Here is a 13,677-nt window from a genome sequence, read left to right as displayed (position 1 = left end):
GGGACACCACCATTCGGCCGGGCGCACTACGCTCAGTACCCATGAGCGACAGGCACATCAGTCAGCACTTCGAGACCCTCGCGATCCACGCGGGCAACACCGCGGATCCCCTCACCGGCGCGGTCGTCCCGCCGATCTACCAGGTCTCGACCTACAAGCAGGACGGCGTCGGCGGTCTGCGCGGCGGCTACGAGTACAGCCGCAGCGCCAACCCCACCAGGACCGCCCTGGAGGAGAACCTCGCCGCGCTGGAGGGCGGTTGCCGCGGCCTCGCCTTCGCGTCCGGCCTGGCGGCCGAGGACACCCTGCTGCGGACGCTGCTCACCCCCGGCGACCACGTGGTCATCCCGAACGACGCCTACGGCGGGACCTTCCGCCTCTTCGCCAAGGTCGCCACGCGGTGGCACGTGGAGTGGTCCGTGGCCGACACCGGCGACCCGGCCTCCGTCCGCGAGGCGATCACCCCGCGGACCAAGGCCGTCTGGGTGGAGACGCCCTCCAACCCGCTGCTCGGCATCACCGACATCGCCGCCGTCGCTCAGGTCGCCCGCGACGCGGGCGTCAGGCTCGTGGTCGACAACACCTTCGCCACCCCCTACCTCCAGCAGCCGCTGGCGCTCGGGGCGGACGTCGTCGTGCACTCCCTGACCAAATACATGGGCGGTCACTCGGACGTGGTCGGCGGCGCGCTGGTCGTCGCCGACCAGGCGCTGGGCGAGGAGCTGGCCTACCACCAGAACGCGATGGGCGCGGTCGCCGGTCCCTTCGACTCCTGGCTGGTGCTGCGCGGCGCCAAGACCCTCGCGGTGCGCATGGACCGGCACAGCGAGAACGCCACGAAGATCGTCGACATGCTGTCCCGGCACGCGCGCGTGTCGGGCGTCCTGTACCCGGGCCTGCCCGAGCACCCGGGGCACGAGGTCGCCGCCAAGCAGATGCGGGCCTTCGGCGGCATGGTGTCCTTCCGGGTCGAGGGCGGCGAGGAGGCCGCCCTCGAGGTGTGCAACCGCACCCGGGTGTTCACGCTCGGCGAGTCCCTCGGCGGCGTCGAGTCCCTCATCGAGCACCCCGGCCGGATGACGCACGCCTCCGCGGCCGGCTCCCCCTGGAGGTGCCCGCCGACCTGGTGCGGTTGTCCGTGGGCATCGAGAACGTGGACGACCTGCTGGAGGACCTGCACCAGGCGCTGGGCGGGTAGCCGCGTCTCACCAGCCGGTGACCGGTGGGGTCGTCCGCGACGGCGGCTCCACCCAGGGGTGCGCGCGCACCGCCCAGACGGTGAACGCGACGGCCGCGGCGCACAGCAGCAGCCACAGCAGCCGGCGGGCGAACCTGCGGCGCCGCAGGAGACGCGTGCCGCGCCGGACGGCCTCACCGTGCAGACCCGGCGGCACGGGCACCGGCGCCGCCTCCATGATCCGCCGTACGGCGGCCTCCCGCTCGGACCGGTTCACCGGGCCCGCCCGGCCGGCGGCCGCCTCATGAGGGCGCCGCCTTCGCGCTCGCCGCGCGGGGCGGCCGGGCGGGAGGGGCGCAGCAGGGTGGCCGTCGCGCGGTCGCAGAGGGCGCGCACGCGTTCGACGGGCAGTCCGAGCAGCGCCGCCGCCGGCTCCTCGGCGACACCCTCGTACACCCGTAGGACGAGGACCAGCCGTTCCCGCGGCGTGAGCACGGCGAGCGGACCGCGCGGGTCCGGGCGGGCGCGGCCGAACGCGCCGTGGTGCTGCCACGTCCGGCGCGCGAAGCGCGCGGCGAGGTGCCGGCGGGCGCAGTCGTAGGGGTCGTCGCCGCGCAACCGGTCCCAGCGGGCGTAGGTGTGGGCGAGCGCCGGCGCCAGCAGGCGCCGCGCGCGCGGGTTGGCGTCGGGCGCCTCCGCGGTGAGCAGCGTGGCGGTGTGCAGCAGCCGCGCCGCCGCGCCCGCGACGAACGCCTCGAACTCCCGGGCCCGGCGGGCACCGCGGGACGCCTGCCGATCACGCACCGCGCCTCCCCGAGGGCCCTCTCCGGTACGCACTCCGTACCGCGCACGACGCGGGACCCGATCCCATATGAGGCCGACGGCGGCCCGGGGTCAAGAGCCCGGACCGCAGCCGCGCGGGGCGGGGCTCAGGACGCCGGGGGCTGCTCCGCGGACGGCGCGCCCTGCACCGCCGTGCGGGCGGAGAGCGCGCCGTTGAAGCGCGTGAGGAGCGCGCAGAACTGCTCCCGCTCCTGCGGCGTCCAGTCGCGCGTCAGCTCGGCCATCAGCTGGCGCCGCGAGGAGCGCACCTCCTGCAGCCGGGCGGCCCCGCGCGGGGAGAGCTGGAGCACCACGGCCCGTCCGTCCTCCGGGTGCGAGGTGCGCTTGACGAGGCCGGTGTCGACCAGGGGGGCCACCTGCCTGGTGACCGTGGAGGAGTCGATGCCCATGCTCGCGGCGAGCGCCTTGACGCCCATCGGGCCCTCGTTGTCGAGACGGTTGAGCAGCAGGTACGCGGCGCGGTCCATGGTGTTGCGCACCTGCCCGACACCGCCGAGCCGGGTCTGTTCCGCTCGGCGGGCGAACACCGCCACCTCGTGCTGGAGGGTGTCGAGGAGGCCGGTGTCACCGACGGTCGTCATGTCCATCGACATTTCAGGTGTTGTGGGCATGGCCGGAGGCTCGCTTCATGAGGGGTGCTGGGTTGGGGGAACAGGGTACGCGGCCCGGCCGTGAACCGTACCGGCGCTGCGCGAACCGGTCCCGGAGCACGGTCGCTCGAAGCGGGTGCGCGCGAACTGCGAGACTTAGCCCATGAGCTATGGCACGGCCGACTCCTTGCGCTCCGTCACCCTCGACGACGTGCGCGGGGCCCAGAAGACGCTCTCGGGCGTGGCGCGGGTGACCGCGATGGAGAGCAGCCGCCACCTGTCCCGGCTGGTCGGCACACCGATCCACCTCAAGTGCGAGAACCTGCAGCGCACCGGCTCGTTCAAGCTGCGCGGCGCCTACGTCCGCATCGCCGGACTGCTGCCGGAGGAGCGGGCCGCCGGGGTGGTGGCCGCGAGCGCCGGCAACCACGCGCAGGGCGTGGCGCTGGCCTCCTCCCTGCTGGGCGTGCACGCCACCGTCTTCATGCCGAGGGGCGCCCCGCTGCCGAAGATCAGCGCGACCCGGGACTACGGCGCCGAGGTGCGCCTGCACGGCCAGGTGGTCGACGAGACGCTGGCCGCGGCCCAGGAGTACGCGGCCAGGAACGGCGCGGTGTTCATCCACCCCTTCGACCACCCGGACGTGATCGCCGGCCAGGGGACGGTCGGCCTGGAGATCCTGGACCAGTGCCCGCAGGTGCGCACGATCGTCGTCGGCATCGGCGGCGGCGGACTGGCGGCCGGGATCGCGGTCGCGGTGAAGGCGCTCAGGCCGGACGTCAGGATCGTCGGCGTGCAGGCGGAGGGCGCGGCGGCCTATCCGCCCTCGCTCGCGGCCGGCCGCCCGGTGCCGGTGCGCAACCCGGCGACGATGGCCGACGGCATCAGGGTGGGCCGGCCGGGCGCGGTGCCGTTCGGGATCGTGGAGCACCTGGTCGACGAGGTGCGCACGGTCAGCGAGGACCAGCTCTCGGCCGCGCTGCTGCTGTGCCTGGAGCGGGCCAAGCTGGTCGTGGAGCCGGCCGGGGCCAGTCCGGTCGCGGCCCTGCTGGGGGAGGCCGGCGCCGTCCCGGGGCCGGTCGTCGCCGTGCTGTCCGGCGGCAACGTCGACCCGGTGCTGCTCCAGCGGGTGCTGCGGCACGGCATGGCCGCGCAGGGCCGCTACCTGGCGGTCCGGCTGCGGCTGACGGACCGGCCCGGCGCCCTCGCCACGCTGCTCGGGGCGCTGTCGGCGACCGACGCGAACGTCCTGGACGTCAGCCACATCCGGACCGACCCCGGGCTCGGGTTCACGGAGGCGGAGGTGGAGCTGCACCTGGAGACGAAGGGCCCGGTGCACTGCGCCGAGGTCGGCCGGACCCTGCGCGACGCGGGGTACACGGTCATCGGCTGAGGGCGGGGACCCCGGCGCGTTCGCCGGCGCCCGCCGCACGACCCCCCGGCCGCGCCGCACCGCGGAGCGGAACCCGGCCGGCGCCACCGCGCGGGCGGCCCGTGTGCTGTTCGCCCGCCCGGCCGGTCCGCCCCGTGCAGCACCCGGTGCGGGCCCCGCCGGTCCGCCCGGTGCCGGCCGTCCCCGTCCTGCGCACCCGCGCGGTCCGCGGGCGCCGCTGGGCCACGGCATGACGACGCCCCCGCAGTCCGCCGGGCGGACTGCGGGGGCGCGACGGGGCGTCCGGGCGGGATCAGGCCGAGTACGGCTCGGCCTTCAGGATCCGCACCGAGGCCTTCTTGCCGTTCGGCAGCTCGTACTCCGCGTCCTCGCCGACCTTGTGGCCGATGACACCGGACCCCAGCGGGGACTGCGGCGAGTACGTCTCGACGTCGGCGCTCGCGTACTCGCGGGAGGCGAGCAGGAACGTCAGGGTGTCGTCCTCGTCACCGTCGAAGGCGATCGTGACGACCATGCCCGGCGCCACCGCGCCGTCGGCGGAGGAGGGAGCCTCACCGACCTTGGCGTTCTCGAGGAGCTGGGTCAGCTGGCGCACGCGCAGCTCCTGCTTGCCCTGCTCCTCCTTGGCCGCGTGGTACCCGCCGTTCTCACGCAGGTCGCCCTCCTCGCGCGCGGCCGCGATCTTGGCGGCGATCTCCGTGCGCGCAGGACCAGTAAGGTACTCAAGCTCGTCCTTGAGCTTGTTGTACGCCTCCTGGGTCAGCCAGGTGACGTTCTCGCTGGTCTGGGTCACAGGGTGCTCCTCGTCGGTACTGGGAAGACAAAAGCATCGCCCTACCCGGAAGAATGTTCCTTCTTGGATGGGCGAAACCACGAGCCTAACAATTCACGGGCCCCAGGGGGAGGACATAAGCCGTTATTTTCGCGTCAACGCAGGTCGCGGCCGACGCATTCCGGGTGACACCGGGCGATGTCCGGCGCGTCAGCCCGTGTGGCAGCCGAGCAGCTCGGCCGTCGTGCCCCTGGCCGTCGTGCGCAGCGTGACGACCTTGTCGATGCGCGTGGCCGGCCCGGTGAAGCGGAAGTCCGCCCGGCCCACCTCGGCGCCGTCCGCGGACTGGGAGCGCAGGGTGCAGTAGCCGGAGGCGCCGGAGTCCTTGTGGACCTCCAGGTGCACCCGCACCGCGTCGTCGGACGCCTGGAAGGCGACGACCTGGGCGCTGATCTGCGTCTCGGCGACGTAGTGGTAGGCGAAGTACCCCACCAGCGCGAGCAGGGCGGCGCCGAACACGGCCGCGGCGGCCTTGAGCCTGCGGTCGGCACGCTCGTCCGAGGAACGGCCGTAGCGGCCCTCGGGCAGCCGCGTGCTCGCCGTACTCATGATCGTCCTCTCCGCGGAATTATTCGCCCCCCGATTCCGTCACTATAGAAGCCCTCCCCCCGCCCCCCGACCGCCGCCCTGGACGACGTCCCACCGGACGGCACCTGTTGAATACCCGAAGACACGGGGCTCCGACTGACCGAGGAATGAGTCTTGACTGACCAGCTGCGACTGATGGCCGTACACGCGCACCCCGACGACGAGTCGAGCAAGGGCGCGGCCACCATGGCGAAGTACGTGTCCGAGGGGGTGGACGTGCTGGTGGTGACCTGCACCGGCGGAGAGCGCGGGTCCATCCTCAACCCCAAGCTGCAGGGGGACGCGTACATCGAGGAGAACATCCACGAGGTGCGCAGGAAGGAGATGGACGAGGCCCGCGAGATCCTCGGCGTCCGGCAGGAGTGGCTCGGCTTCGTCGACTCCGGCCTGCCCGAGGGCGACCCGCTGCCCCCGCTGCCCGAGGGCTGCTTCGCCCTGGAGGACGTCGACAAGGCGGCCGGCGAGCTGGTGAGGCAGATCCGCTCCTTCCGCCCGCAGGTGATCACCACCTACGACGAGAACGGCGGCTACCCGCACCCCGACCACATCATGACCCACAAGATCTCGATGGTGGCGTTCGAGGGCGCGGCGGACACCGAGAAGTACCCCGAGAGCGAGTTCGGGCCGGCCTTCCGGCCGCTGAAGCTGTACTACAACCAGGGCTTCAACCGCCCCCGCACCGAGGCGCTGCACCAGGCGATGCTCAACCGCGGCCTGGAGTCGCCGTACGGGGAGTGGCTCAAGCGCTGGAGCGAGATGGAACGCACCGAGCGCACGCTCACCACGCACATCCCGTGCGCGGAGTTCTTCGAGGTCCGCGACAGGGCGCTGATCGCGCACGCCACCCAGATCGACCCCGAGGGCGGCTGGTTCAGGGTGCCGATGGAGCTGCAGAAGGACGTCTGGCCGACGGAGGAGTACGAGCTGGCGAAGTCGCTCGTCGACACCTCCCTCCCCGAGGACGACCTCTTCGCGGGCATCCGGGACAATGCCTGACATGAGCGCAAGCCTGGCACTGACGCATCTCGCACCCCTCGCCCAGGAGGTCGACGAGAACAAGGTCACCCCCGGCGTCCTCGGCTTCATCGTCTTCGCGGTGATGGCCCTGGCCGTGTGGGGCCTGATGAAGTCGATGAACAAGCACATGCAGAAGGTCGACTTCAAGGAGTCCCCGGACGGCGCGGAACGGCAGAGGACCGGGTCCGCGCCGCAGCGGGACTGACCGGAGGCCGGGCCCCGGCCGGCACCGCCGCCCCGGCACCCCCGGGCGTGGCGGTCGCCGTCGTGCCCGGGCACCGGTTTCGTCCTCCCGCCGGCGCCCCGCCCCCGCCGGCGACCGCTCGTCCCGCGCGTCACCGTGGGAGAGTGGAGAGGTGAACCGACTGGCCCATGAGACGTCCCCGTACCTGCTCCAGCACGCCGACAACCCCGTCGACTGGTGGCCCTGGTCGGCCGAGGCCTTCGAGGAGGCCCGCAGAGCCGGGAAACCCGTGCTGCTGAGCGTCGGGTACTCCAGCTGCCACTGGTGTCACGTGATGGCGCACGAGTCCTTCGAGGACCGGGCCACCGCGGCCTTCATGAACGACCACTTCGTCAGTGTCAAGGTCGACCGCGAGGAGCGCCCCGACGTCGACGCCGTCTACATGGAGGCCGTCCAGGCGGCCACGGGGCAGGGCGGCTGGCCCATGACGGTGTTCCTCACCCCGGACGCCGAGCCCTTCTACTTCGGCACCTACTTCCCGCCCGCGCCCCGGCACGGCATGCCCTCCTTCCGGCAGGTGCTGGAAGGCGTCCGGCTGGCCTGGGAGGAGCGGCGCGACGAGGTCGGCGAGGTCGCCGGGAAGATCGTCCGCGACCTCGCCCAGCGGGAGATCGGCCACCACGGCGACGAGGCGCCCGGCGAGCAGGAGCTCGCCCAGGCCCTCCTGGGGCTCACCCGCGAGTACGACCCGCAGCGCGGCGGGTTCGGCGGCGCGCCGAAGTTCCCGCCGTCCATGGTGCTGGAGTTCCTGCTGCGGCACCACGCCCGCACCGGCGCCGAGGGCGCCCTGCAGATGGCCCGGGACACCTGCGAGCGGATGGCCCGGGGCGGCATCTACGACCAGCTTGGGGGCGGGTTCTCCCGCTACTCCGTGGACCGGGACTGGGTCGTGCCGCACTTCGAGAAGATGCTGTACGACAACGCCCTGCTGTGCCGGGTGTACGCGCACCTGTGGCGGGCCACCGGGTCGGCTCTCGCCCGCCGTGTCGCCCTGGAGACCGCCGACTTCATGGTCCGCGAACTGCGCACCGCCGAGGGCGGCTTCGCCTCCGCGCTCGACGCCGACAGCGACGACGGCAGCGGCCGGCCCGTCGAGGGGGCGTACTACGTGTGGACGCCCGAGCAGCTGCGCGCCACCCTCGGGGACCAGGACGCCGACATCGCCGCCCAGTACTTCGGCGTGACCGGGGAGGGCACCTTCGAGCACGGCCAGTCCGTCCTCCAGCTGCCCCAGCGGGAGACCGTCCTCGACGCGGAGAAGGTCGCCTCCATCAGGCGGCGCCTGTCGGAGCGCCGGGACCGGCGGCCGGCCCCCGGCCGGGACGACAAGGTCGTCGCCGCCTGGAACGGGCTGGCGGTCGCCGCGCTCGCCGAGACCGGCGCCTACTTCGGCCGGCCCGACCTCGTGGAGGCCGCCGTGGCCGCCGCGGACCTCCTCGTGCGCGTGCACCTCGACGAGCACGGCCGGCTCGCCCGGACCAGCCGGGACGGCCGCGTCGGGCCCAACGCCGGCGTGCTGGAGGACTACGCCGACGTCGCCGAGGGCTTCCTCGCCCTGGCGTCCGTGACCGGGGAGGGGGTGTGGCTCGACTTCGCCGGGCTGCTCCTGGACCACGTGCTCACCCGCTTCGCCGACCCCGGCAGCGGCGCCCTGTACGACACGGCGTCCGACGCCGAGCAGCTCATCCGCCGGCCCCAGGACCCCACCGACAACGCCACCCCGTCCGGCTGGTCGGCGGCGGCGGGGGCGCTGCTCGGCCTGGCCGCGCACACCGGTTCCGAGGCCCACCGCACGGCCGCCGAGCGGGCGCTCGGTGTCGTCAGGGCACTCGGGCCGCGCGTGCCGAGGTACATCGGCTGGGGCCTGGCCGTCGCCGAGGCGCTCCTGGACGGGCCCAAGGAGGTCGCGGTCGTCGGACCGGCCCTGGACGAGGAGCGGACGGCCGCCCTGCACCGCACGGCGCTCCTGGGCACCGCCCCGGGCGCGGTCGTCGCCGCGGGCACGCCGGACGGCGAGGGCTTCCCGCTGCTCGCCGGCCGCCCGCTGGTCGGCGGAGGGCCGGCGGCGTACGTCTGCCGCCACTTCACCTGCGACGCCCCGACGACCGACCCGGACCGGCTCCGTGCCGCGCTGAACGCGGTGCGGGCGGAGTGAGGCGTCAGCCGCGTCCGGCGTGCCCGGCCAGGGCCCGCTCCACGATGGCCTCCAGCTGTTCGTGGTGCGCGCCCTTCCAGTAGGCGCGACCGCAGGCCGAGCACTGCGCGAAGACGTCGTACGAGCGCTGGGTGCCGCCCTTGAGCTGGTCGGCGACCTCCTCCTTGGTGGCCCGGCGCAGCAGGCCGTTGCAGGCGGTGCAGCGGGTCCACGGGCGCAGCTCGGGCGCGAAGCGGCCCAGGACGTCGTCGAGCTGGTCCTCGGGGCGGGTGCTGTAGACGAAGGCGCCGGCCCACAGCTCACGGCGGCGCAGCAGGCCCCGGTCGCGGCTGAGCATGACCCGCCGCTCCGCCGCCGAGCGGGCGGCCAGCGCCGGGTCGCCGATGTCGGTCGACTCGTAGGCGGTGTCCACGCCGAGCAGGCGCAGGCGGCGGGCGAGGGTGCCGAGGTGGACGTCGAGGAGGAAGCGCAGCGGGGCGCCGGGGACCCGCTGGGGGCGGGCGACCGCCCGCACCGAGACGTGCTCGCCCCCGGCCGGGACGTGCGACACGGGCACCTCGCGGCCGTCCACGACCAGCGCGCCGACCTCGGTCAGCGGGATGCCGAGGGACTCCACGGCGTGGCCGAGGGACGAGACGCCGTCCGTGGTGAGCGCGGTGGCCCCGGTGCGCCGGGCGGACGGGACGAACAGGTGCAGGGCGGGAGCGACTTCGACGTGGATCTCGGGTCCGTTCACCCCGTCAGGATGGCACGCGGCCGGTGCGCGGCGGTCAACGGCCGTCGCGGCGCAGACCGTGCTCCAGGGTGTCCAGGGCGCGGTTGAGGAGGGCCTCGAAGTCGTCCCGGTGGCCGTTCTCGGCCCAGTACATGGAGACCTCCATCAGGCCGCCGATCAGGGACATGGCGTAGACCCGCACCTCCAGGCCGTCCGGGTCGTGGCCGGTGCGCTCGGCGATGGCCCGGCAGAGCGTGCGGCCGGTGACCGACATGCTCTCCATCATCCGGGAGCGCACCGCGGGCACCTGCACCATCAGGTGCGTCCGCAGCCGGGAGACGCGCGCGTCCTCCTCGACGCCGATGCGGACGGCCTCCCGCATCACGTGGCGCAGGGAGTCCAGCCACGGCTCGTCCGCCGGCCGGGCCCGCAGCCGCTCCAGGACGACCGAGTCGTACTCGTCGGTGAGGACGATGTCCTCCTTGGTCGGGAAGTACCGGAAGACGGTCGACGGCGACACCTCCGCCCGGTCGGCGATCTGGTCGATCGTCGTGGCGTCGTAGCCCTGCTCCTCGACCAGGGCGTACGTCGCCGCGCGGATCGCCTCCCGGGTCCTGGTCTTCTTGCGCTCCCGCAGGCCGGGGCGGGGGCGGTCGGCGGGGGCGGTGCTGGTGGAGTGTGCGGCCGTCATGACGGTCATTGTCCGGCACCGGCCACGGGAGCGGCCACGGCCGGGGGCCCGTCCTCCTCCCGCCCGGCGTGCCGGGCGGGAGGCGCGTCCGGCAGCAGCAGCGCCGCCAGCAGGGCGGTGACCAGGGCCGCGGCCCCGCACACCAGCAGCACCAGGTCCACGCCGTGGACGTAGGCGGCGTCCGCGGAGGCGGTCAGGCGGGCCGAGCCGGTCCGTGCGGCCACCAGGTGCGCGGCGACCGCGGACTGTCCGGCGGTGTGCGCGGCGGGGGCGGGCAGTCCGGCCACGTCGAGCCGGTCGGCGGGCAGCGCGGCGAGCGCGCCGTCCATGGCGGGGGCGACCGAGAAGCCGAAGCCGAGGCCCGCGACGGCCAGCCACGGCGCGGTGAAGCCGTAGCCGGAGCCGGCCGTCGTCCGGCTGCCCACCAGCGGCGGGGGTCGCGGCCCGCCCCGTCCGAGTGGGTGACAGTAACCATGAAGTGAAGGTAACTGTCAAAAACTAGTCATAGTCAACTGGCATCATCTTGCGGTAGGGCGGCCCGGGCATGGAAAAGGCCACGGCTCGCGAGCCGTGGCCTCAAGGGGCGGGGAGGGGTTACGCGTGCCGGTACGCCACCAGGGAGATGCCCACGTAGTGGGCGGCGAACGCGGCCAGCGTGAGGGCGTGGAAGACCTCGTGGAAGCCGAACCAGTGCGGTGACGGGTTGGGCCGCTTGATGCCGTAGATCACGCCGCCCGCGCTGTACAGCAGGCCGCCGGTGACCACCAGGACCAGGACGGCGACGCCCCCGGCGTGCAGGAAGTCGGGCAGGAAGAAGACGGCCGCCCAGCCCATCGCGATGTAGCAGGGCGTGTAGAGCCAGCGGGGCGCGCCGACCCACAGGACGCGGAAGGCGATGCCGGCGCCGGCCGCGGCCCAGATGCCCCACAGCAGCCACCGCCCCTTCGCGTCGGGCAGGAGCAGGATCGTGAGCGGGGTGTAGGTGCCCGCGATGATCAGGAAGATGTTGGCGTGGTCGAGGCGGCGCAGGACGCCGTCCATCCGGGGACTCCAGGTGCCCCGGTGGTACAGCGCGCTGATCCCGAAGAGCAGGCACGCGGTCAGGGCGTAGACGCCGCAGGCGACGCGGCCCCTGGTGGAGTGGGCGAGCGCGGTCAGGACGAGCCCCGCGACGAGCGCGGCCGGGAACATGCCGAGGTGCAACCAGCCCCTGAGTCGGGGTTTGACCGGGTGCGGCAGGGAGAGCGCCACGGGACCGCGGCCGGTGGCCTGCGTGTCCGGGGGCGCGTCGGAGGCGGACGCAGTCATGCGGGCATGGTACCCACGCCCCGCGGGCCCGGGGCGAACGCGACCGGCGGGGCGGAACGCAAAGGGCTCACCCGCCGGAGGTCATGAGAGCGCAAAGGACCTCGAAAACCATGGCAATCGTCACGCCGCTCACCTGTGAGGCCCCCTGGACAGATGGGCGCTTCCATCGCAGGATCAAATGAGTGCCGTCGGCACCGGATGAGCGGCTGCGAAGCGTCCGGGTCGCAGCCCCCACGGGGCGACAAGTCAAAAATCCCTCTTTTAGGAGCAATCGTGGCGCGCGACATCGCGGCTCCCAGCGTCCTGCCCACCCGCCATCGGGAACTGGTCTCGTGGGTCAACGAGATCGCCCAACTGACCCAGCCGGACGACGTGGTCTGGTGCGACGGATCCGAGGCCGAGTACGAGCGCCTGTGCGAGGAGCTCGTCGAGAAGGGCACCTTCACGAAGCTCGACCCGGTCAAGCGCCCGCACTCCTACCACGCCGCCTCCGACCCGACCGACGTCGCGCGGGTCGAGGACCGCACCTTCATCTGCTCCGAGAAGGAGGAGGACGCGGGCCCGACGAACCACTGGAAGGCCCCCGCGGAGATGCGGGAGGTCTTCCGGGGCTCCGGCGGCGAGGGCGGCCTGTTCCGGGGCTCCATGCGGGGCCGCACCATGTACGTCGTCCCGTTCTGCATGGGCCCGCTCGGTTCCCCGCTGTCCGCGCTCGGCGTGGAGATCACCGACTCCGCCTACGTCGCCGTCTCCATGCGCACGATGACCCGCATGGGCCAGGACGTGCTGGACGAGCTGGGCGAGGAGGGCTTCTTCGTCAGGGCCGTCCACACCCTCGGCGCCCCGCTGGAGCCGGGACAGCGGGACGTGCCCTGGCCCTGCAACAGCACCAAGTACATCTCCCACTTCCCGGAGACCCGCGAGATCTGGTCCTACGGCTCGGGCTACGGCGGCAACGCCCTGCTCGGCAAGAAGTGCTACGCCCTGCGCATCGCCTCCGTCATGGCCCGCGACGAGGGCTGGCTGGCCGAGCACATGCTGATCCTCAAGCTCACCCCGCCCCAGGGCGGGTCCAAGTACGTCGCCGCGGCCTTCCCCTCGGCCTGCGGCAAGACGAACCTCGCCATGCTGGAGTCCACGATCCCCGGCTGGACCGTGGAGACCATCGGCGACGACATCGCCTGGATGCGCTTCGGCGAGGACGGCCGCCTGTACGCGATCAACCCCGAGGCCGGGTTCTTCGGCGTCGCGCCCGGCACCGGTGAGCACACCAACGCCAACGCCATGAAGACGCTGTGGGGCAACGCGGTCTTCACCAACGTGGCGCTGACGGACGACGGCGACGTGTGGTGGGAGGGCATGACGGAGGAGCCCCCGGCCCACCTGACCGACTGGAAGGGCAACGACTGGACCCCCCGGTCCGGGACCCCGGCCGCCCACCCGAACGCCCGCTTCACGGTGCCCGCCGCCCAGTGCCCGATCATCGCGCCCGAGTGGGAGGACCCCGGGGGCGTGCCGATCTCGGCGATCCTCTTCGGCGGACGGCGCGCCAGCGCGGTACCGCTGGTGACGGAGTCCTTCGACTGGAACCACGGCGTCTTCCTGGGCGCCAACGTGGCCTCGGAGAAGACGGCGGCGGCCGAGGGCAAGGTCGGCGAGCTGCGCCGCGACCCGTTCGCGATGCTGCCGTTCTGCGGCTACAACATGGGCGACTACATGGCCCACTGGATCGACGTGGCCAGGGGCAGGGACCAGTCCAAGCTGCCGAGGATCTACTACGTCAACTGGTTCCGGAAGAACGACGAGGGCGCGTTCGTCTGGCCGGGCTTCGGCGAGAACTCCCGGGTGCTGAAGTGGATCGTGGAGCGGCTGGAGGGCAGGGCGGAGGGCGTGCGGACGCCGATCGGCATCCTGCCGGCCAAGTCGGCCCTGGACACCGACGGCCTCGAACTGAGCGAGTCCGACCTGGACTTCCTGCTCACGGTGGACACGCAGGTGTGGCGCGAGGAGGCCTCCCTCATCCCCGGACACCTCGACACCTTCGGCGACCACACGCCGAAGGAGCTGTGGGACCAGTACCGCGCCCTGGTGGAGCGCCTGGACTGAGCCCCGCGGCCGGCCCGG

12 protein-coding genes and 3 pseudogenes are annotated in these 13,677 nt (G+C 73.2%); 6 read left to right on the top strand and 9 right to left on the bottom strand.

Annotation, left to right across the window (positions count from 1 at the left end):
• Window positions 1-41: 41 nt before the first annotated feature.
• Window positions 42-1,198 (top strand): annotated as a pseudogene (locus QQY24_RS11420) (cystathionine gamma-synthase).
• Window positions 1,199-1,205: 7 nt separating this feature from the next.
• Here the strand turns inward: QQY24_RS11420 and QQY24_RS11415 are convergent.
• From QQY24_RS11415 to QQY24_RS11405, 3 genes and pseudogenes are all read right to left on the bottom strand, one after another.
• Window positions 1,206-1,454 carry a hypothetical protein gene (locus tag QQY24_RS11415; protein ID WP_301972562.1) on the bottom strand — a complete coding sequence of 83 codons (249 nt, stop codon included), beginning with the start codon at window positions 1,452-1,454 and terminating at the stop codon, window positions 1,206-1,208.
• 25 nt (window positions 1,455-1,479) lie between these two features.
• A pseudogene (locus tag QQY24_RS11410) lies at window positions 1,480-1,981 on the bottom strand (sigma factor-like helix-turn-helix DNA-binding protein).
• A 125-nt stretch (window positions 1,982-2,106) separates the two neighbouring features.
• Window positions 2,107-2,631 carry a MarR family winged helix-turn-helix transcriptional regulator gene (locus tag QQY24_RS11405; protein WP_301972561.1) on the bottom strand — a complete coding sequence of 175 codons (525 nt, stop codon included), beginning with the start codon at window positions 2,629-2,631 and terminating at the stop codon, window positions 2,107-2,109.
• A gap of 142 nt (window positions 2,632-2,773) precedes the next feature.
• Here QQY24_RS11405 and ilvA point away from each other — a divergent pair, with 142 nt between their 5' ends.
• The gene (gene ilvA, locus QQY24_RS11400) at window positions 2,774-4,003 is read left to right on the top strand and encodes a threonine ammonia-lyase (RefSeq protein WP_301972560.1); all 1,230 of its coding nucleotides are present in this window, start codon (window positions 2,774-2,776) and stop codon (window positions 4,001-4,003) included.
• A gap of 292 nt (window positions 4,004-4,295) precedes the next feature.
• Here the strand turns inward: ilvA and greA are convergent, their stop codons facing one another.
• A complete protein-coding gene (gene greA, locus QQY24_RS11395) occupies window positions 4,296-4,796 on the bottom strand; it encodes a transcription elongation factor GreA (protein ID WP_301972559.1) in 501 nt (166 codons plus the stop codon).
• A 189-nt stretch (window positions 4,797-4,985) separates the two neighbouring features.
• Entirely contained in the window at window positions 4,986-5,384 is a 399-nt protein-coding gene (locus QQY24_RS11390; protein WP_301972558.1) for a DUF4307 domain-containing protein, read from the bottom strand.
• A gap of 174 nt (window positions 5,385-5,558) precedes the next feature.
• Here QQY24_RS11390 and mca point away from each other — a divergent pair, with 174 nt between their 5' ends.
• The 3 genes from mca (at window position 5,559) to QQY24_RS11375 (ending at window position 8,839) form a co-directional block, all read left to right on the top strand.
• On the top strand, window positions 5,559-6,419 hold the full coding sequence (gene mca / locus QQY24_RS11385) for a mycothiol conjugate amidase Mca (protein WP_301976214.1): 861 nt from the start codon (window positions 5,559-5,561) through the stop codon (window positions 6,417-6,419).
• Window positions 6,412-6,645: a hypothetical protein gene (locus QQY24_RS11380; RefSeq protein WP_301972557.1), complete on the top strand. Its 234-nt coding sequence runs from the start codon at window positions 6,412-6,414 to the stop codon at window positions 6,643-6,645. The genes mca and QQY24_RS11380 overlap by 8 nt, the downstream gene beginning before the upstream one ends.
• A 151-nt stretch (window positions 6,646-6,796) precedes the next feature.
• A complete protein-coding gene (locus tag QQY24_RS11375) occupies window positions 6,797-8,839 on the top strand; it encodes a thioredoxin domain-containing protein (RefSeq protein WP_301972556.1) in 2,043 nt (680 codons plus the stop codon).
• A gap of 4 nt (window positions 8,840-8,843) precedes the next feature.
• Here QQY24_RS11375 and QQY24_RS11370 read toward each other — a convergent pair whose 3' ends face one another.
• The 4 genes and pseudogenes from QQY24_RS11370 to QQY24_RS11355 form a co-directional block, all read right to left on the bottom strand.
• The gene (locus QQY24_RS11370; RefSeq protein ID WP_301972555.1) at window positions 8,844-9,575 is read right to left on the bottom strand and encodes a Mut7-C RNAse domain-containing protein; all 732 of its coding nucleotides are present in this window, start codon (window positions 9,573-9,575) and stop codon (window positions 8,844-8,846) included.
• Between the two features lie 34 nt (window positions 9,576-9,609).
• A complete protein-coding gene (locus QQY24_RS11365; protein ID WP_301972554.1) occupies window positions 9,610-10,254 on the bottom strand; it encodes a TetR/AcrR family transcriptional regulator in 645 nt (214 codons plus the stop codon).
• A pseudogene (locus tag QQY24_RS11360) lies at window positions 10,251-10,673 on the bottom strand (MFS transporter); the annotation flags it as partial. The pseudogene QQY24_RS11360 and the gene QQY24_RS11365, both read right to left, overlap by 4 nt.
• 166 nt (window positions 10,674-10,839) lie before the next feature.
• Window positions 10,840-11,553, bottom strand: a complete 714-nt coding sequence (locus QQY24_RS11355; protein WP_301972553.1) for a hemolysin III family protein — start codon at window positions 11,551-11,553, stop codon at window positions 10,840-10,842.
• Between the two features lie 273 nt (window positions 11,554-11,826).
• Between QQY24_RS11355 and QQY24_RS11350 the strand changes: the two genes are divergently transcribed.
• Window positions 11,827-13,659, top strand: a complete 1,833-nt coding sequence (locus QQY24_RS11350; RefSeq protein ID WP_301972551.1) for a phosphoenolpyruvate carboxykinase (GTP) — start codon at window positions 11,827-11,829, stop codon at window positions 13,657-13,659.
• Window positions 13,660-13,677: the final 18 nt, after the last annotated feature.

This window comes from Streptomyces sp. TG1A-8 (genome assembly GCF_030499535.1).
GTDB lineage: Bacteria > Actinomycetota > Actinomycetes > Streptomycetales > Streptomycetaceae > Streptomyces.
This window is presented reverse-complemented; position numbering and strand designations above follow the sequence as displayed.